Annotated in this window: 14 protein-coding genes; 6 read left to right on the plus strand and 8 right to left on the minus strand. The window is 71.2% G+C overall.

What is annotated here, in order from left to right:
* Positions 1–78: 78 nt before the first annotated feature.
* The 4 genes from ACWGIG_RS25040 to yczE form a co-directional block, all read right to left on the minus strand.
* Positions 79–2,103 carry a M4 family metallopeptidase gene (locus ACWGIG_RS25040; RefSeq protein ID WP_453323905.1) on the minus strand — a complete coding sequence of 675 codons (2,025 nt, stop codon included), beginning with the start codon at positions 2,101–2,103 and terminating at the stop codon, positions 79–81.
* A 505-nt stretch (positions 2,104–2,608) separates the two neighbouring features.
* On the minus strand, positions 2,609–3,028 hold the full coding sequence (locus tag ACWGIG_RS25045; protein ID WP_453323906.1) for a PPOX class F420-dependent oxidoreductase: 420 nt from the start codon (positions 3,026–3,028) through the stop codon (positions 2,609–2,611).
* 3 nt (positions 3,029–3,031) lie between these two features.
* Positions 3,032–3,673: an NADPH-dependent FMN reductase gene (locus ACWGIG_RS25050; RefSeq protein WP_453323907.1), complete on the minus strand. Its 642-nt coding sequence runs from the start codon at positions 3,671–3,673 to the stop codon at positions 3,032–3,034.
* A 36-nt stretch (positions 3,674–3,709) separates the two neighbouring features.
* On the minus strand, positions 3,710–4,348 hold the full coding sequence (gene yczE / locus ACWGIG_RS25055) for a membrane protein YczE (RefSeq protein WP_453323908.1): 639 nt from the start codon (positions 4,346–4,348) through the stop codon (positions 3,710–3,712).
* A gap of 86 nt (positions 4,349–4,434) precedes the next feature.
* Between yczE and ACWGIG_RS25060 the strand changes: the two genes are divergently transcribed.
* A complete protein-coding gene (locus ACWGIG_RS25060; protein ID WP_453323909.1) occupies positions 4,435–4,968 on the plus strand; it encodes a MarR family winged helix-turn-helix transcriptional regulator in 534 nt (177 codons plus the stop codon).
* An 83-nt stretch (positions 4,969–5,051) separates the two neighbouring features.
* On the opposite strand, the gene ACWGIG_RS25065 is transcribed toward ACWGIG_RS25060, so the two are convergent.
* Complete coding sequence (locus ACWGIG_RS25065; protein ID WP_453323910.1) at positions 5,052–6,482, minus strand: amidase; 1,431 nt, start codon at positions 6,480–6,482, stop codon at positions 5,052–5,054.
* Between the two features lie 124 nt (positions 6,483–6,606).
* Here ACWGIG_RS25065 and ACWGIG_RS25070 point away from each other — a divergent pair, with 124 nt between their 5' ends.
* Positions 6,607–7,209 (plus strand): TetR/AcrR family transcriptional regulator, encoded by a 603-nt coding sequence (locus tag ACWGIG_RS25070; protein ID WP_453323911.1) that lies wholly within the window; start codon positions 6,607–6,609, stop codon positions 7,207–7,209.
* A 104-nt stretch (positions 7,210–7,313) separates the two neighbouring features.
* Here ACWGIG_RS25070 and ACWGIG_RS25075 read toward each other — a convergent pair whose 3' ends face one another.
* Both ACWGIG_RS25075 and ACWGIG_RS25080 read right to left on the minus strand, forming a co-directional pair.
* Entirely contained in the window at positions 7,314–9,236 is a 1,923-nt protein-coding gene (locus ACWGIG_RS25075; RefSeq protein WP_453323912.1) for an ABC transporter ATP-binding protein, read from the minus strand.
* Positions 9,233–11,221 (minus strand): ABC transporter ATP-binding protein, encoded by a 1,989-nt coding sequence (locus tag ACWGIG_RS25080; protein ID WP_453323913.1) that lies wholly within the window; start codon positions 11,219–11,221, stop codon positions 9,233–9,235. Before ACWGIG_RS25080 ends, ACWGIG_RS25075 begins: the two co-directional genes overlap by 4 nt.
* Before the next feature lie 239 nt (positions 11,222–11,460).
* On the opposite strand from ACWGIG_RS25080, the gene ACWGIG_RS25085 reads away from it, so the two are divergent.
* From ACWGIG_RS25085 to ACWGIG_RS25100, 4 genes are read left to right on the plus strand one after another with little or no spacing between them, the layout of a single operon-like run.
* A complete protein-coding gene (locus tag ACWGIG_RS25085; protein ID WP_453323914.1) occupies positions 11,461–12,393 on the plus strand; it encodes an ABC transporter ATP-binding protein in 933 nt (310 codons plus the stop codon).
* 8 nt (positions 12,394–12,401) lie between these two features.
* Positions 12,402–13,142 carry an ABC transporter permease gene (locus tag ACWGIG_RS25090; RefSeq protein WP_453323918.1) on the plus strand — a complete coding sequence of 247 codons (741 nt, stop codon included), beginning with the start codon at positions 12,402–12,404 and terminating at the stop codon, positions 13,140–13,142.
* Positions 13,143–13,178: 36 nt separating this feature from the next.
* Positions 13,179–14,420, plus strand: coding sequence for a sensor histidine kinase (locus tag ACWGIG_RS25095; RefSeq protein ID WP_453323915.1), 1,242 nt, complete (start codon positions 13,179–13,181; stop codon positions 14,418–14,420).
* Positions 14,413–15,069, plus strand: a complete 657-nt coding sequence (locus tag ACWGIG_RS25100; protein ID WP_453323916.1) for a response regulator — start codon at positions 14,413–14,415, stop codon at positions 15,067–15,069. The genes ACWGIG_RS25095 and ACWGIG_RS25100 overlap by 8 nt, the downstream gene beginning before the upstream one ends.
* 141 nt (positions 15,070–15,210) lie before the next feature.
* Here ACWGIG_RS25100 and glgX read toward each other — a convergent pair.
* Positions 15,211–17,363 (minus strand): glycogen debranching protein GlgX (gene glgX, locus ACWGIG_RS25105; RefSeq protein ID WP_453323917.1); only part of this gene is annotated, 2,153 nt, incomplete at its 5' end.

Here is a 17,363-nt window from a genome sequence, read left to right on the forward strand (position 1 = left end):
CATACGAAAGGGGTGCCCGGGACCGCCGCCGGTCCCGGGCACCACTGTCATGTCGTACGAGAGCCTGCCTTCAGCCGATCAGAAGGTGAGCTTCCAGCTGTTGATGTAGCCGACGTCCTGGGACGCCTTGTCCTGGACGCGGAGCTTCCAGGTGCCGTTGGCGACCTCGGAGGAGGCGTTCACGGTGTAGGAGTTCACCAGGTTGTCCGCGCTGCCGCCGGACCGGTTGTGCAGGTTGTACACCGAGCCGTCGGGCGCGATCAGGTCGACGACGAGGTCACCGATGTAGGTGTGGACGATGTTCACGTCGACCTTGAGGGTCGCCGGGGCGTTGCCGGTGACGCCGGTGACGGTCACCGGGGAGGTGCCGGTGCCGTTGTCCGGTACGGAGACGTCGGCGGCGTTCTCGAAGACCTTGCCGGTCGGCGGGTTGCCGTCGTCCGGACGGGTGCCGACGTTGACTGCCGCCCAGGCGTGCTCGACGCCCTTGACCTCGGGGCTGCCCGCACCGTACAGCTCGGTCGCGGCGGCGACGGTGCCCTTGCGGGCGTCCGCGTAGTTGGTGCTGGCGGTGAACTTCGACACCAGCGCCTTGAACCAGATCTTCTCGGCCTTGGCGCGGCCGATGCCGACGACCGGCTTGCCGTCGGAGGTCGGGGAGTCGTAGGAGACCCCGTTGATGACCTTCGCGCCGCTGCCCTCGGACAGCATGTAGAAGAAGTGGTTCGCCACGCCCGAGGAGTAGTGGACGTCGATGTTGCCGATGCCCGAGTACCAGGAGTCCTTCGACGAGCCGTCCTTCGAAGGCTTGTCCATGTAGCGCAGCGGGGTGCCGTTGCCACGGATGTCGATCTTCTCGCCGACGTTGTAGTCGCCGACGTCCTGGGCGTTGTTGGCGTTGAACTCGACGGCCGCCGCGAAGATGTCGGAGGTCGCCTCGTTCAGGCCGCCGGACTCGCCGCTGTAGATCAGCTTGGCGGTGACGGAGGTGACGCCGTGCGTCATCTCGTGCGCCGCGACGTCGATCGAGGTCAGCGGCTTCTGGTTGGCCGCGCCGTCGCCGTACGTCATGCAGAAGCAGGAGTCCTGCCAGAACGCGTTGACGTACGCGTTGCCGTAGTGGACGCGGGAGGTCGCGCCGACCCCGTCACCGCGGATGCCGGAGCGGCCGTGCACGTTCTTGTAGTAGTCCCAGGTGAGACCCGCGCCGTACGCGGCGTCCGCGGCCGCGGTCTCGCGGTTGGCCGGGGTGCCGTTGCCCCAGACGTCGTCCGGACCGGAGAAGAGGGTGCCGCCCGACGTACCGCCGTTGAGGTCGACCGTCTTGTGGTTGCCGCGCCCGCCGTCGGTGAGGTTCCACGTCGAGCCCGACTGGGTCGAGCCGATGGTGACCTGGCCGCTGTACTGGGTGTTGCCGACACCGTTCTCGACGGCCTGCCACTCGTGCAGCTTCTTGCCGGTGGCGGCGTCGGTGACGACGTGCAGCTCGTTGGGGGTGCCGTCGTGCTGGAGACCGCCGACGACGGTCTCGTACGCGAGAACCGGTGCGCCGGTGCCCATCCAGACCACCTGGCGCGGGGCGATGGATGCCTTGGTCTTGTCGGAGCCCTCCGCCTTCGCGAGGCCGAGTGCCTGCTTCTCGGCGGCGGCCGGAGCCACCTTCGCGGAGGCCGCGATGCCCTGGAGCTTCGCGGTGGTGGAGCGCGAGACGCCCTGCGTCTTCGCGACCTTGTCCTTCTTGACGATCAGATCGCCGCCGAGGACGGGGAGTCCGCCGTAGGTGCGCTCGTAGCGGGTGTGCGTGGTGCCGTCCACGTCCTGGACGACATCGCGGACGACGAGCGCCTCCTTGGCGCCGAGCCCGAGCTCCTTGGCGGTGGCCGCCTTGGTCTCGTTGGCCTTGGCCAGCAGGGCCGCGCGCTGCGCGGGGGTGAGCTTGGCGGGCTGGGCCCCGGGGTTGGGCTTGGCGGCGGCACCCTTGGGTGCGGCGCCCCAGCCGTCGTCGGCGGTCGCGGTCCCGGACTGGACGCCGACGGCGAGCAGCGCTGCGGCGGCGAGCAGTGCGCCGGACGCGGTGGCGCGCTTGCGGTGCGTGGATCTCACGCGAACTCCTTCTGCGAGGGGGGTACGGCAGGCTGGGTCGGGCCGGCCGGGCTGAACATGCAGAGCAGGCAGAGCAGTTGGTGCGTGGAACGACGGAAGAGTGACAGCCGGACCCACCTCCTGTCAGGACCCCGTCAAAAACTTGGCCGGAAGCCTTCCGTTGCTCGCAAGGTCATGTTCGGTATCCGGATCGTTTGCCTGTGCGTAAGGAAATCCACGTAAGAAAACCCACCCCGAACGGGCCCACGGACGGATGCCCCGTGCACGGCGCGCTGCCATCGCAAAGCCCATGCGCACCACCCCCTGTGGAGGCCCCCGGAGGGAGCGCCTCCACGTAGGGGTCCCATTTCCCACGCATGGCTGAAAAGATGTGCCTGGTGAGCCGAAAAGTGTTGCAGGGGTGTGAAGTTGAGGCTGCGTCGCGACCATACCGGTGGGGTTGTGGGGGCAGCGTGAAGGCGTGAGCGGGGGGGGCGGGCCCGCTGTTCCGTGCGTGTGGCCGGTGTCAGAGGCGGCCGGTGACGCGGGTGGGGGTGACGCGGACCGTCACGAAGTCCGAGGTCGCCGAGGACGGGTTGAACTCGGCGAACGGGCGGCCCGTGTGCGCCAGGGAGAGCGTGTGGGCCAGGGAGCGGTCCGGGTCGGGGGTCAGGGCCGCCGTCCCGCGGATCTCCGCGTACGCGTACGGGTCCTCCGGGGTCGTGATGAGAACGGTGACGCGGGGGTCCCGGGACAGGTTCTTGCCCTGGAGGCGTTCGAGGGTGGTGGAGAAGAGCAGGTCGTCGCCGTCCCGGGTGATCCAGACCATCGTCAGGTGCGGCTGCCCGCCCGGGAGGACCGTGGCGATCGTGCCGAACGCCGGCGAGGTGTCCAGGTGGTGCTTCAGGCCGGGGGAGAGGGGTGGGGAAGGGGTGGTGGCGGACATGGGTCAGACGCCCGCCTTCTCGGAGGCGGAGGCGGAGGCGGAGGCGGAGGCGGAGGTCGAGGCCGGTGTCGGGGTCGGGGTCGGGGTCGGGGTCGGGGCGAGCATCACGGTGAGCTCGTCGAGGAGGGCCGTGACCTGCGTCATCAGTTCGGGGGTGGGCGGGAAGGAGTCCGTGTCGCGGTCGATCAGGCCCTCGATGCCGGGGACGGACACGGTACGCGCCGCCGTGCGGAAGCCCACCCGGTTCAGTACCGGACGGATCATCTCGATCGCCGGTGCGCCGCCGCTCGGCCCCGCGCTGTAGCTGATCAGGCCCACCGGCTTGTCCCGCCACTCCGCGAAGAGGGAGTCGATCGCGTTCTTCAGGGGTGCGGTGAAGCCGCCGTTGTACATCGGCATCACGAAGACGAAGGCGTCGGCGGGGGAGATCAGCTCGCTCCAGGCCCGGGTGTGCGGGTGCGCGTAGCGGCCCGTCGACGGGTACTCCGGTTCGTCCAGGAAGGGGAGCGCGACCTCGCCGAGGTCCACCGTCGTGACCTCGAACACCTCCCGGGCGGCGGCGTGTTCGGCGACCCACCGGGCCAGCGGGCGGCCGGACGAGGTGGGACGGGTGCTGGCGGAGAGGACGTACAGGCGAGAGGGCACGGGGGAGTTCCTTCGTGAGTGTGTGGACAACGGAATTCAGGAGGTACGGGGAGTGCGCGGGCCGAGGGTGAAGCGGCGCAGTGCGGGCTGGGTCAGCGGGCCTATCGCCGCCGCGAACAGCACCGTGCCGACCCCCACCGTGCCGCCCAGCAGCCAGCCCGCGAGCAGGACCGTCAGTTCGATGCCGGTACGGGCCGTGCGGAGGGAGACGCGGTGCCTGGCCAGGCCGGTCATCAGGCCGTCGCGGGGGCCGGGTCCGAGTCCCGCGCCGACGTACAGGCCCGTCGCCAGTGCGTTCAGCACGATGCCGGAGAGGAGGAGGGCGGTGCGAACCGCCACCCCGTCGAGCGAGGCCGGGAGCAGGGCGAGCGTCCGGTCCGCGACCAGTCCGACGACGAGGATGTTGCTGACCGTGCCGACACCCGGGCGCACCTTCAGCGGCAGCCAGGCGAGGAGCACCAGCACGCCGGTGCCGGTGACGACCAGCCCCAGGGGGACACCGGTGGTACGGGAGAGGCCCTGGTGGAGTACGTCCCAGGCGGAGGCGCCCAGCCCCGCGGCGATCATCAGGGCCATGCTGATGCCGAACAGGGCGAGTCCTATGGAGAGTTGGGTGACGCGGCGCGTCAGGGAAGGGGTCGGCGGGCCTTGCTGCTCGCGCGCGCTGCCTGTCACCGCACCCCCATTTGATTGACGTGTCATCGATGACGGTAGAGGTCGATTCGATGACGTGTCAATCAATTCTCGGTACGCTACGGTACGTGACCTCCTCCTCCCCGGATTCCTCCCCCGGCCCCTCCGCGGGCCCGCAGCCCCGCTGGCTGACCGACTCCGAACAGCGCGCCTGGCAGGCGTACCGCCGCATGCACCTGCTGCTCGGCGCGCAGATCTCCCGTGATCTCGCCGCGGACAGCGAGCTGTCCGACGCCGACTACGACGTGCTGTCCCACCTCACCTTCTCCGCCGGACACCGGTGCAGGATCAGCGAGTTGGCCGACCGGATGCTCTGGTCGCGCAGTCGTCTCTCGCACCATCTGAAGCGGATGCAGCAGCGGGGCCTGATCGTCCGGGAGGGGTGCGCGTCGGACGCGCGGTGCGCGGAGGTCGCGCTCACCGACGACGGGCTGCGCGTCCTGGACGCGGCGGCCCCGCCGCACGTCGAGTCGGTGCGCCGCAGCTTCATCGACCTGCTGACGCCCGAGCAGCTCACCGCCTACGCGGAGATCGGCGAGATCGTCGTACGTCACCTCTCGGACGGGAAGGAGCCGCGGCCCCCCAAGCGCGCTCAGGCGTAGGCGAGTTCCCGCGCACGGTCGCGCACCGCGCACCGCGCACCGCGTACCGTGCGACGGCGCGCGGGAACCCGCGACGTACGGACTCAGCCGGCCCGGCCTCCGCCGCGCGGGTCGAGCGGGGTGAGCACACCGAGCCGGTCCTCGATCGCCTGGGCCGCGTCCAGGCACAGGTCCTCCCGGAACGCGCGCCCGACGATCTGCACTCCGCAGGGGAGCCCGTCGACCACCCCGGTCGGTACTGCCACACCCGGCACGCCCACGAAGCTGGTCACGCTGCACAGGCGCATTCCCGCCGCGACCCGGTCCCTGCCCGCCCTGTCGCGCGACTCCAGCCCCGGCTCGACCGGCGGTTCCGTGAAGACCGGGCCCAGCAACAGCGGGTATTCGTCCAGGAATTCGGCCCAGGAGCGGCGGATGTTCAGCCAGGTGCCCATCAGCTTCACGAGCTCCTCCGCGCTTGCGGGCGGGGTCTGCTCCATCGCCATCGCGATGTACCGGTCACCGCCCTCGCCGAGCAGCGTGCGCACCACCGGCCAGGTCGGGGCGAACTCGGTCACGGTGATCCGGCCGTACGCCTCCAGGGCTTCGTCCAGGCGCGGTACGTCCCGCACCTCGCGCACGTCGTACCCGCCGTCGCGGAGCGCGTCGGCCGCGGTCGCGACGGCCGCGCGGACCGTGGGGTGGACGCCGTGTCCGCCGGGGTCCGCCACGACCGCGACCTTCACCGGCCCGGCGAGCGGTGCGCCGAAGACGGGGACCGGCACGGCGCGCGGGTCTCGGGGATCCGTTCCGGCCAGTACCTCGTACGCGAGCCGGAGGTCACCCACGCTCCGGGCCAGCGGGCCGTCGGTGACCAGCATCTGGGACGCCGGGCCGGGGTCGTCGGGGCCGAGGACGCGGTGGTCGGCGGGGAACCTGCCGGTGGACGGCTTCAGTCCGGCCACACCGCAGAACTGGGCCGGGATGCGGACCGACCCGCCCGAGTCGTTGCCGAGCCCGATGGCTGCCATGCCCGTCGCGACGGCCACCGCGTCGCCGCCGCTGGTGCCGCCCGGGGTCCGGCTGCTGTCCCACGGGTTGACCGTGTCGCCGAACAGCTCGCTGCGCGTGTGCATCCCCGCCAGGATCAGGGTGGGGAGGTTGCTGTGCCCGACGGGGATGGCCCCGGCCGCGCGCAGCCGCGCCACCGGGGGCGCGTCGGCGGATGCGACCAGGTCGCGGAAGCGCTTCACGCCGAAGGTGGTCGCCGCGCCCTCGACGGGGGTGCTCTCCTTCACCGTGAAGGGCACGCCCGCGAGCGGTCCCAGCGTCTCACCGGCGGCCCGTCGGCGGTCCGTCCGGGCCGCGGCCTCGCGTGCGCGCTCCGCCAGGAGCTGCGTGACCGCGTTCATCCGCGGGTTGACCGCGGCGATGCGGTCCAGGTGGCTGTCGATCAGCTCGACGGCCGAGACTTCTCCGCCGCGTACGGCATGCGCCTGCTCGGCGGCCGTCATCCTCCACAGGGCGTCCTGCATGACTTCCCCTTCTCCTCCACGTACCGATGCGTTTGCATCGGAACGATACCCTGGAATCGATACGAGCGCATCGAATAGAATCCGGTACGGATCGCAGCGCTGTGGAGCAGAGAGGTGGCCGCGCATGCCCAGACAGGTGGATCACGTGAGCCGGCGCCGCCTCATCGCCGAGGCCGTCTGCCACCTCGCCGACGAACGCGGACTGGAGGGCGTGACCCTGCGCGACGTCGCCGCCCGCGCGCAGGTGTCGATGGGCGCCGTTCAGCGGTGCTTCCGCACCAAGGAAGAAATGCTCGTGTTCGCTCTCGGGCACATCGGCGAGCGGATCGGCGAGCGCGTGCAGGCCCGTCTCGTCAGGAGTCCGGCCCAGTCGGCCGCCACCGCCCTCGGGCACGCGGTCACCGAGGTCTCGCTGCTGGGGGAGGAGCACCGCGCCGAGGCCAGGGTCTGGCTCGCCTTCGTCGCCCAGGCGGCCGTCAGCGAACCGCTCGCCAAGACGCTGAGGGCGAACTACGCGAGCCTGCAAGAGACCTTCGCCGGACTTCTCTCGGAGGCCGACGGGGGCGCCGGGGGCGCCGGGCGCGCCGTGCCCCTCGATCCGGGGCGTGAGGCCCGCACCCTGCTCGCCCTCGCCGACGGCCTCACCGCCCACGTCCTCATCGGCCACCTCACCGCGTCCGAGGCGCACGACGTCCTCCACGCACACCTGGCCGGCCTCTGGGCGTGAGCGGCGCGGCCGGAGAAGACGACCGCCCGCCCTGACCCGTCCTCCGGCCCTTCCCCGACTCGCCCCGGCTCCGGCCTCCGCCCCCGCCGGCCGGAAGTCCGCGATCAGACCAGGCTGTCCCGCCAGGCCCGGTGCAGATCGGCGAACCGGCCCTCACCGCCGATGAGTTCGGCCGGTGCGCCGTCCTCGACGATCCGCCCGTGCTCCATCACCAGCACCCGGTCCGCGACCTCCACCGTGGACAGCCGGTGTGCGATGACGACCGCGGTACGGCCGTTCAGCACCGTGTGCATGGCCTGCTGCACCGCCCGCTCGCCGGGGATGTCCAGCGAACTGGTCGCCTCGTCCAGGATCAGCACCGCCGGGTCGGCCAGCAGCGCCCTGGCGAACGCCACCAACTGCCGCTGGCCCGCGGAGATGCGCCCGCCCCGCTTGCGTACGTCCGTGTCGTAGCCGTCGGGCAGTCCCACGATGAACTCGTGCGCGCCGATCGCCTTCGCGGCCTGCTCGATGTCCTCGCGGGTCGCCTCGGGGCGGCCGATCGCGATGTTCTCGGCGACCGTCCCGGAGAACAGGAACGCCTCCTGCGTGACCATGACCACCCCGCGCCTGAGCTCCGGCACCGGCAGGTCGCGCAGGTCGGTGCCGTCCAGCAGGACCCGCCCCTCGGTCGGGTCGTAGAACCGGGCCAGCAGCTTCGCGAGCGTCGACTTGCCCGCACCCGTCGAGCCGACGACCGCGACCGTCTCGCCCGCGGCCAGGGTCAGGTCGAAGCGCGGCAGCACCTCGCCGCCGGTGCGGTAGGCGAACCGTACGCCGTCGAACTCCACGCCACGGCCCGGGTGTTCGGAAGCCTGGACCGGGAGCGACTTCGGCTCGGACGGCTCCGGGACCGTCGGGGTCTGCGCGAGCAGGCCCGCGATCTTCTCCAGCGAGGCCACCGCCGACTGGAAGGCGTTGAGGAACATGCCGAGCCGGTCGATCGGGTCGTACAGCCGCCGCAGGTACAGGACGGCCGCCGCCAGGACGCCCAGTGCGAGGCTGCCCTCGGCGACCCGGTAGGCGCCCCACAGGACGATGCCCGCGACGGCGGTGTTCGCGACGAGGCGCGAGCCCGTCACGTAACGCGCCATCTCCAACAGGCCGTCTCCGTTGGAGAGTTCGTGCTTGCGGTTGAGGGCGGCGAACGCCTCGTCGTTGGCGCGCTCGCGCCGGAAGGCCTGTACCGGGCGGATGCCGTTCAGGGTCTCCGCGAACTTCACGATCACCGCGGCGACCGCCGTCGACCGGCGGCCGAAGACGACACCGGCCCGCCGCTGGTACAGCCGCACCAGCAGGTACAGCGGTACGAACGAGGCCACCGCGACCGCACCGAGCCCGAGGTCCAGCCAGAGCAGCATCGCCGAGATGTAGACGAAGGCGAGGACGACGCCGATCAGTTCCTGGAGTCCCTCGTTGAGCAGCTCGCGCAGCGACTCGACGTCGGTGGTGGAGCGGGAGATCAGCCGGCCCGAGGTGTAGCGCTCGTGGAAGTCCACGCTGAGCGCCTGCGCGTGCCGGAAGATCCTGCCCCGCAGATCGAGCAGTACGTCCTGGCTGACGTGTGCGGACGTGCGGAAGAAGGCGTACTGGAGCAGGCCGGAGGCCGTCGCGCAGATCAGGTAACCGACCCCGACCGCGATCAGCGGCCCGTAGTCCTCGCGCCGGAACGCGGGTACGCCCCGGTCGATGGCGTACGCGACGAGCAGCGGGCCCGCCTGCACGGCGGCCTGCTGGAGGAGCAGGAAGAAGACGGAGACGAGGACGTACCGACGACGCGGGCGCAGCAGCGAACCGAGCAGGTGCCAGGTGGCGCCGGGGGGAGAGGGAAGTTCGTCCTGGTCGAAGGAGTCGGGAGCGGCGGGAGAGCCGGGTGCGCCGGGCGCGCCGGGCGCGGACTCCGGCCGGGTCTCCTCGGACTCCGGCTCGGCCGCCCCGCCGGACTTCTCCGTGGATACGGGCGGCTGGCCCTGATCGATGGTGGTCACGCGTCGGCCCCTTCGTGAAGACTCTTACCGGGGTTCCCGGCTCCGGCTGTCCCGCCAACTCCGCCACCCGCACCCACGCGCATGCCGGTGCCCGTGCCCGTGCCCGTGTCCGTGTCCGTGTCTGCGTCCGCGTCCGCGCCCGCCCCCGTGTCCGCACCTGGGCCCGGTTCCGCGCCCGACATCAGCCATGCGTACTCCGCGTTGTCCCGCAGCAGTTCGTGGTGCGTGCCCACCGCTGCGATCCGGCCGCCGGACAGCAGTGCCACCCGGTCGGCCAGCATCACCGTGGACGGCCGGTGGGCCACCACCAGCGCCGTGGTGTCGTCGAGCACCCGCCGCAGCGCCGCCTCGACCAGTGCCTCCGTGTGGACGTCGAGGGCCGAGAGCGGGTCGTCGAGCACCAGGAAGCGCGGGTTGCCCACCACCGCCCTGGCAAGTGCGAGCCGTTGCCGCTGGCCGCCGGAGAGGCTGAGCCCCTGTTCGCCGACCTCGGTGTCCGCGCCGTCGGGCAGCCGGTGCACGAAGTCGGCCTGGGCGATGTCCAGCGCACGCCGCAGCTCTTCGTCACCGGCGTCCGTCGCGCCCGCCCCCATCAGTACGTTGTCCCCGACCGACGTCGAGAACAGCGTCGGTTCCTCGAACGCCACCGACACCAGAGCGCGCAGCTCCTCGCGGGGTATCGCGGCGATGTCCTGCCCGTCGAGCGTGATGCGCCCGCCGGTCACCTCGTGCAGCCGGGGCACCAGCGTGGTCAGCGTCGTCTTGCCGGACCCGGTGGCCCCGACCAGCGCGAGCGTCTCGCCCGGCCGGATGTGCAGGTCGATGCCGTCCAGCAGCGGTACGGAGTCGGCGGGCGCATCCGGATACCGGAACTCGACACCCTCGAACCGAAGCCCCCCGGCCTCAGCCCCGGCCTCACTCCCGGCCTCACTCCCGGCCTCACTCCCGGTCCCGGCCTTCTGCGACTCGGCCCCGGCCTCCCGCTCAGCCTCCTCCGCCACATCCATCACCTCGAAGAACCGCTCCGTCGCCGTCGCCGCCTCCTGGCTCATCGCCAGCAGGAAGCCGAACGCCTCCACCGGCCAGCGCAGCGCCAGCGCCGTCGACAGGAACGCGACCAGCGTGCCCGCCGACAGACCGCCGTCCGCGACCTGGACCGTGCCGAGCACCAGGGCCGCACCGATGGCGAGCTCAGGGACGACCGTCATCAGGCCCAGGACCCCTGCGAGGAGCCGGGCCTTGACCAGCTCCGTGCCGCGCAACCGCAACGACAGTTCACGGAACGCGGTCGCCTGCGCCCGGTGCCGGCCGAAGCCCTTGATGATCCGGATGCCGAGCACGCTCTCCTCGACGACCGTCGTCAGATCTCCCACCTGGTCCTGCGCCTTGCGCGACACCAGGGCGTACTTCGCCTCGAACAGCGCACACACGACCATCAGCGGAATCACCGGCACCATCAGCACCAGCCCCAGCGACCAGTCCTGCATCAGCAGGATCAGGAACCCCACCAGGATCGTGGTCCCGTTGACGATCAGGAAAGTCAGCGGGAACGCCAGGAACATCCGGATCAGCATCAGGTCCGTCGTACCGCGCGACAGCAACTGCCCCGAGGCCCACTTGTCGTGGAACGCCACCGGCAGCCGCTGCACGTGCCGGTACAGGTCGGCCCGCAGCTGTGCCTCCACCGAGGCGAGCGGCCGTGCGATCAGCCAGCGCCGGAACCCGAACAGCAGCGCCTCGACGACGCCGAGCCCGAACAGCATGCCCGCGCCCAGCCACACCCCGCCCGTATCGCCGTCCGCGATCGGCCCGTCGACCATCCACTTCAGTACGAGAGGGAAGAGCAGACTCAGACACGAGGCCACGATCGCGACAATTGCCGCACTGGTCCAGCGGGTTCGGACCGGTCTGACATAGGGCCAGAGCCGCAGCAGGGCACGTATGGCGGAGCGTTTGGGCGCGGGGGAGGTGTGTGTATCGGTCATCGGACCTGAGCCTACGAGCCGCCTCCGACATAGCCCAGTGAGTATTCGGGAGGCGGTGCGGCACGCGGGACGGCCCCGGAGGGGAGCCGCACGCACCCCGAGCCGACTCGGGGTGCCGTACTCGGGGTGTCGTACGGGACGGGTCCCCCGACCGGCGCCCGCATCAACCGATCGGCTGATGGACCGGTCGAGCGCGATGGCCGATACCGCAGCGCCCCGCCCCACGCGATTCTCGCCGTATGCCCCTCATCGAAGTCAGCGAACTCCGCAAGGCCTACGCCGGCCGGCCCGCCGCCGACGGCGTCTCCTTCACCGTCGAGGAGGGCGAGATCTTCGGCATCCTCGGCCCCAACGGCGCAGGCAAGACCACCACCGTCGAATGCGTCAGCGGTCTGCGCGCCGCCGACTCCGGCACCGTCCGCGTCGCAGGCCTCCACCCGGTCACCGACCACGACAAGGTCACCCAGCTCCTCGGCGCCCAGCTCCAGGAGAGCGAGCTCCAGCCCAAGATCCTGGTCCGCGAGGCGCTGGAGCTGTACGCGTCCTTCTACCCGAACCCCGCCGACTGGCGGCCCCTCGCCGAACGCCTCGGCCTGACCGACAAGCTCACCACCCGCTTCGCCAAGCTCTCCGGCGGCCAGAAGCAGCGCCTGTCCATCGCGCTCGCCCTCATCGGCAACCCGAAGGTCGTCGTCCTCGACGAGCTGACCACCGGCCTCGACCCGCGCGCCCGCCGCGACACCTGGAAGCTCATCGAGGACGTACGCGACTCCGGCGTCACCGTCCTCCTCGTCACCCACTTCATGGAGGAGGCCCAGCGCCTCTGCGACCGCATCGCCGTCATCGACAAGGGCCGGGTCGCCGCCCTGGACACACCGTCGGGCCTGATCCGGCGCTCCTCCAGCTCCACGGTCATCAGCTTCACCCCGTCCCGCCCGCTGGAATCCGTCGAACTGGCGGGCCTGCCCGAGGCCGCCTCGATCGAGCGGGACGGCGACCGCGTCGTCATCAACGGCACCGACCGCACCGTCAACGCCGTGATCTCGCTCCTCGCCCTCCACCACATCGAGGCACACCAACTCCGCGTCACCGAAGCCACGTTGGACGACGCGTTCCTCGACCTCACCGAGAACAGCGAAGCCCGTACCCCCGCCACCACGAAGGCAGCGTGAACACCACCATGTCCGCCCGCACCGCAGTCCTGCGTACGGAAGCCCGTCTCTTCGGCCGCGAGCCGGGCGCCCTCTTCTGGGTCCTGCTCTTCCCGACCGTCCTGATGGTGATCCTCGGCCTGATCCCCGACTTCCGCGAGCCCTCCGCCGACCTCGGCGGACGCCGCACGATCGACCTGTACGTCCCCGTGGCCGTGCTCCTCTCCATGATCATGGCCGGTCTCCAGGCCATGCCGCCGACCCTGGTCGGCTACCGCGAACGCGGCATCCTGCGCCGCATGTCGACCACTCCGGTGCGCCCGGCCACGCTCCTGGGCGCGCAGATCGTGGTGAACGCGGTCGCCGCGCTGGGCTCGGGGCTGCTCGTCCTGCTGGTCGGCAGGCTCGCCTTCGACGTCGCGCTCCCGAAGCAGTTCTTCGGCTACGTCCTGGCCCTGGTCCTCGCCGTACTCGCCGCGCTCGCCCTCGGCGCGACCGTCTGCGCCGTCACCCGTACGACCAAGGCCGCCCAGGCGGTCGGGTCGGTGATCTTCTTCCCGACGATGTTCACCGCGGGCGTCTGGCTCCCGGTCCAGGCGATGCCCGACACCCTCAGGGCGATCGTCGAGGCCACCCCGCTCGGCGCCGCTTCGCAGGCCCTCAACGACGCGATGCTCGGAGCCTGGCCGGGCTGGGGCCACCTGGGCGTACTGGCGGCGTGGACCGTAGTGTTGATCCTCGCCGCGTCCCGCTGGTTCAAGTGGGAGTAGCGGCCGGACCGACCAGCGGCACGGGGGTGCACGGCGATGGTGAGCGTCGAGGAACGCATGAACCAGTTCCACCGTTTCGGCCCGTTCGCCCTGCTCTTCCTCTCCACGGTCATCGCGTACGCGGCGGCACCCGTCGTCATGAACCACGGCGCGGAGAAGATCGCCGTCGGAGTGCTCGTCGCGGTGACGGCGGCCCTGCACCTGGTCTGGAACCGGGCCGGCCGGGGCAGGCCCCAGTTCTGGATCCCGGGCCGCGTCTACTACGTCGTCCGTACGGTCCTCACCTTCACCCTCACCTGGCTCAACCCGTTCTTCGCGATCTACGCGAGCCTCGGCTACGTCGACACGCCCCACCTGCTGCCCCCGAAAGCCGTCCGGATCGGTCTTCTGGTCACCGCCGTCACCCTCGCCGGCTCCCAGTCCGGCGGCCTGCCGCCGAAGTCCCTGATGAACTGGGTCGTCTTCGGCATCCTGTTCTTCGTCAACGCATCCGTCATCTCGCTCTTCCAGCACCTGGGCGCACGGGAGGCGGAGACGGCCAAGGACAAGGAAGCGGCCATCGCGGCCCTCGAAGAAGCGAACGCCCGCCTGGAGCAGACCCTCGCCGAGAACGCGGGCCTGCACGAGCAACTCCTGCTCCAGGCGCGCGAAGCGGGCGTCTCCGACGAACGCCGCCGGCTCGCCGCCGAGATCCACGACACCATCGCGCAGGGCCTGACCGGCATCATCGCCCAGCTCCAGGTCGTCACCTCCACCACCGACCCGGACACGGCGGCGGTCCACCTGTCCCGCGCCCAGGACCTCGCCCGCACCAGCCTGGGCGAGGCCCGCCGCTCGGTCCAGAACCTCGGACCGGCGGCCCTCGAACACGACAGCCTCACCGAGGCGTTGAAGAAAACCGTCGCCGTCTACGCCCAACACACGGGAATCCGTGCCGAGTTCACTGTCACCGGCACGGAGGAACCCCTCCACGACGAGGTCGCCGCCACCCTCCTGCGCATCGCCCAGGAAGCCCTCACCAACACCTCCCGGCACGCCCGCGCCACCCGGGCAGGCGTCACCCTCTCCTACATGGACGACGAGGTCGCCCTCGACGTCCGCGACGACGGCACCGGCTTCGACCCGTCCACGGTCGCCGCCCGTACGGAAGCAGGCGGCTTCGGCCTCGACGGGATGCGGACCCGCGCCGAACGCATCGCCGGCACGGTCACGATCGAGTCCGAGCCCGGCTTCGGCACGGCGGTCTCCGCCCGCGTACCCTTGCTCCCCCATGCCTGAGACATCTGCTGTCATCACCCTCCTCATCGTCGACGACCACCCGGTCGTACGGGACGGCCTGCGCGGCATGTTCGCGACGGCCCCCGGCTTCGAAGTCCTCGGCGAGGCGGCGAGCGGCCCGCAAGGAGTCGAGCTGGCAGCGGAGTTGACTCCCGACGTGATCCTCATGGACCTCCGCATGCCGGGCGGCGGGGGAGTGGCCGCCATCGCCGAGATCACCCGCCGCGCCCTCCCGTCCAAAGTCCTCGTCCTCACCACCTACGACACGGACACCGACACCCTCCCCGCGATCGAGGCGGGCGCCACGGGCTACCTCCTCAAGGACGCCCCGCGCGACGAACTCTTCACCGCGGTACGAGCAGCCGCCGCCGGCCGCACCGTCCTCTCCCCGGCCGTCGCCACCCGCCTGGTCACCCAGGTCCGCAACCCGCGACCGGCGGCAGCCACCGCGGCCTCCTCCCTCTCCGCCCGCGAACGCGAAGTCCTCGGCCTCGTCGCCAAGGGCATGTCCAACCGCGAGATCGCCCGCATCCTCTTCATCAGCGAAGCCACGGTGAAAACCCACCTCACCCACCTCTACGCGAAGCTGGGCGTCAACGACCGCGCGGCAGCGGTCGCCACGGCCTACGACCGCGGCATCCTCGGCTGACGGCCCGCCGCCTCTCCGGTCGCGTCGCAGACCTGGTTCGCCAAGGGGGCGCCCCACGCTCCGGAGGCAGCGTCGGTTCTGTTCACCGCGTCCTTCCGGGCGGCTCTCTCGGCCGACAGCCGAAGCCGCCCCGGTCTCCCCCTACTCCCTCCCCACCCGCATCAACACCACCGCCCGCCCCGGCACCGAAACCACCGCACCCCCCTCGTACCGCACCCCCACCCCATCTCCCTGCTCCTCCGCCGACGTGTCCACCACCACCTCGTACGAAGCCGCCCACGGGTCCCCGGGCAGCCGGAAGTCCACCGGATCAGCGCCCGCGTGCAGCACCGCCAGGAAGCTCTCGTCGACGATCTTCTCGCCCCGTGCGTCCCGCCCCGGAATGTCGGTCCCCGACAGGTACATCCCGAGCGTCGCCGCCGGCGCGTACCAGTCGTCGGGGGTCATCTCCTCACCCCGCACCGTGAACCACGCCAAGTCCCGCAGCCCGTCCGCGCCCTGGGACCGCCCGGAGAAGAAGGCCCGTCGGCGCAGCACCGGATGCGCGTGCCGCAGCGCCAGCAGCCGCGACGTCAGGTCGAACAGGGACCGCCAGCCCGGCTCCTCAAGAAGCGACCAGTCCACCCAGCTGATCTCGTTGTCCTGGCAGTACGCGTTGTTGTTGCCGCTCTGCGTACGCCCCATCTCGTCGCCCGCGACCAGCATCGGCACGCCCGTCGACAGCAGGAGCGTCGTCACCAGGTTGCGGAGCTGCCGCCGCCGCAGGGCCAGTACGGAGGGATCGTCGCTCTCGCCCTCCGCGCCGCAGTTCCAGGACCGGTTGTCGTTGGTGCCGTCCCGGTTGCCCTCCTCGTTCGCCCCGTTGTGCTTCTGCTCGTACGAGACCAGGTCCCGCAGCGTGTAACCGTCGTGCGCCGTCACGAAGTTGACGGAGGCGTAGGGTCGGCGCCCACCCCACGCGTACAGGTCGCTCGACCCCGACAGCCGGTAGCCCAGGTCCCGTACGTCCGGCAGCGCGCCGCGCCAGAAGTCCCGTACGGCATCCCGGTAGCGGTCGTTCCACTCCGTCCACAGCGGGGGGAACGCGCCGACCTGATAGCCCCCGCTCCCCACGTCCCACGGCTCGGCGATCAGCTTCACCCGGCGCAGCGTCGGATCCTGGGCGATCACCGCGAGGAACGGGGAGAGCATGTCGACGTCGTGCATGGACCTGGCCAGCGCGGCCGCCAGGTCGAAACGGAAGCCGTCCACGCCCATCTCGTTGACCCAGTAGCGGAGCGAGTCCGTGATGAGGCGGAGCACATGCGGCTGTACGACATGGAGGGTGTTGCCGCAGCCCGTGTAGTCCGCGTACCGCCGCGCATCGCCCTGCAGCCGGTAGTAGCCCCGGTTGTCGATCCCCCGCATCGACAGCGTCGGCCCCAACTCGCCCGCCTCCGCCGTGTGGTTGTAGACCACGTCCAGGATCACCTCGATCCCTGCCGCGTGCAGCGCCTGCACCATCCGCTTGAACTCGCCGACCTGCTGCCCGGTCGTCCCGGTCGCCGCGTACCCCGCGTGCGGGGCGAAGTAGCCGAGGGAGTTGTAGCCCCAGTAGTTCTTCAGACCGCGCCGCAGCAGATGGTCCTCGTGCGCGAACTGGTGCACCGGCAAAAGCTCCACCGCCGTCACCCCCAGCCGCACCAGGTGCTCGATCGCCGCCGGATGCGCCAGACCCGCGTAGGTGCCCCGCAGCTCCTCCGGGATCCCCGGGTGCCGCATGGTGAAGCCGCGCACGTGCAACTCGTAGATCACCGAGTCCGCCCACGGCGTCTTCGGCCGCCGGTCGTCCACCCAGTCGTCGTCATCGTGGACGACCACACCCTTCGGGACGTACGGGGCGGAGTCCCGCTCGTCGCGCACCGTGTCGGCGACGTGCTGCTGCGGCCAGTCCCGTACGTGCCCGTACACCTCGGGCGGGAGCACGAAGTCGCCGTCGACCGCCCGTGCGTACGGGTCGAGCAGCAGCTTCGCCGGGTTCCAGCGGGCGCCCGTCCACGGGTCCCAGCGACCGCGCACCCGGAATCCGTACCGCTGTCCCGGCCGTACTCCCGGCGCGAAGCCGTGCCACACCTCGTGCGTCAACTCGCTCAGCGGGCGCCGCGTCTCGGCCCCCGCCTCGTCGAAGAGGCACAGCTCGACGGCCTCCGCACCTCCTGCCCACAGTGCGAAGTTGGTCCCCGCCACCCCGTCGGGGCCGACCCTGAACCGGGCCCCCAGGGGGTTCGGAGCCCCCGGCCACACGGGTGGCCGGG

Source organism: Streptomyces sp. NPDC054863 (genome assembly GCF_053610825.1).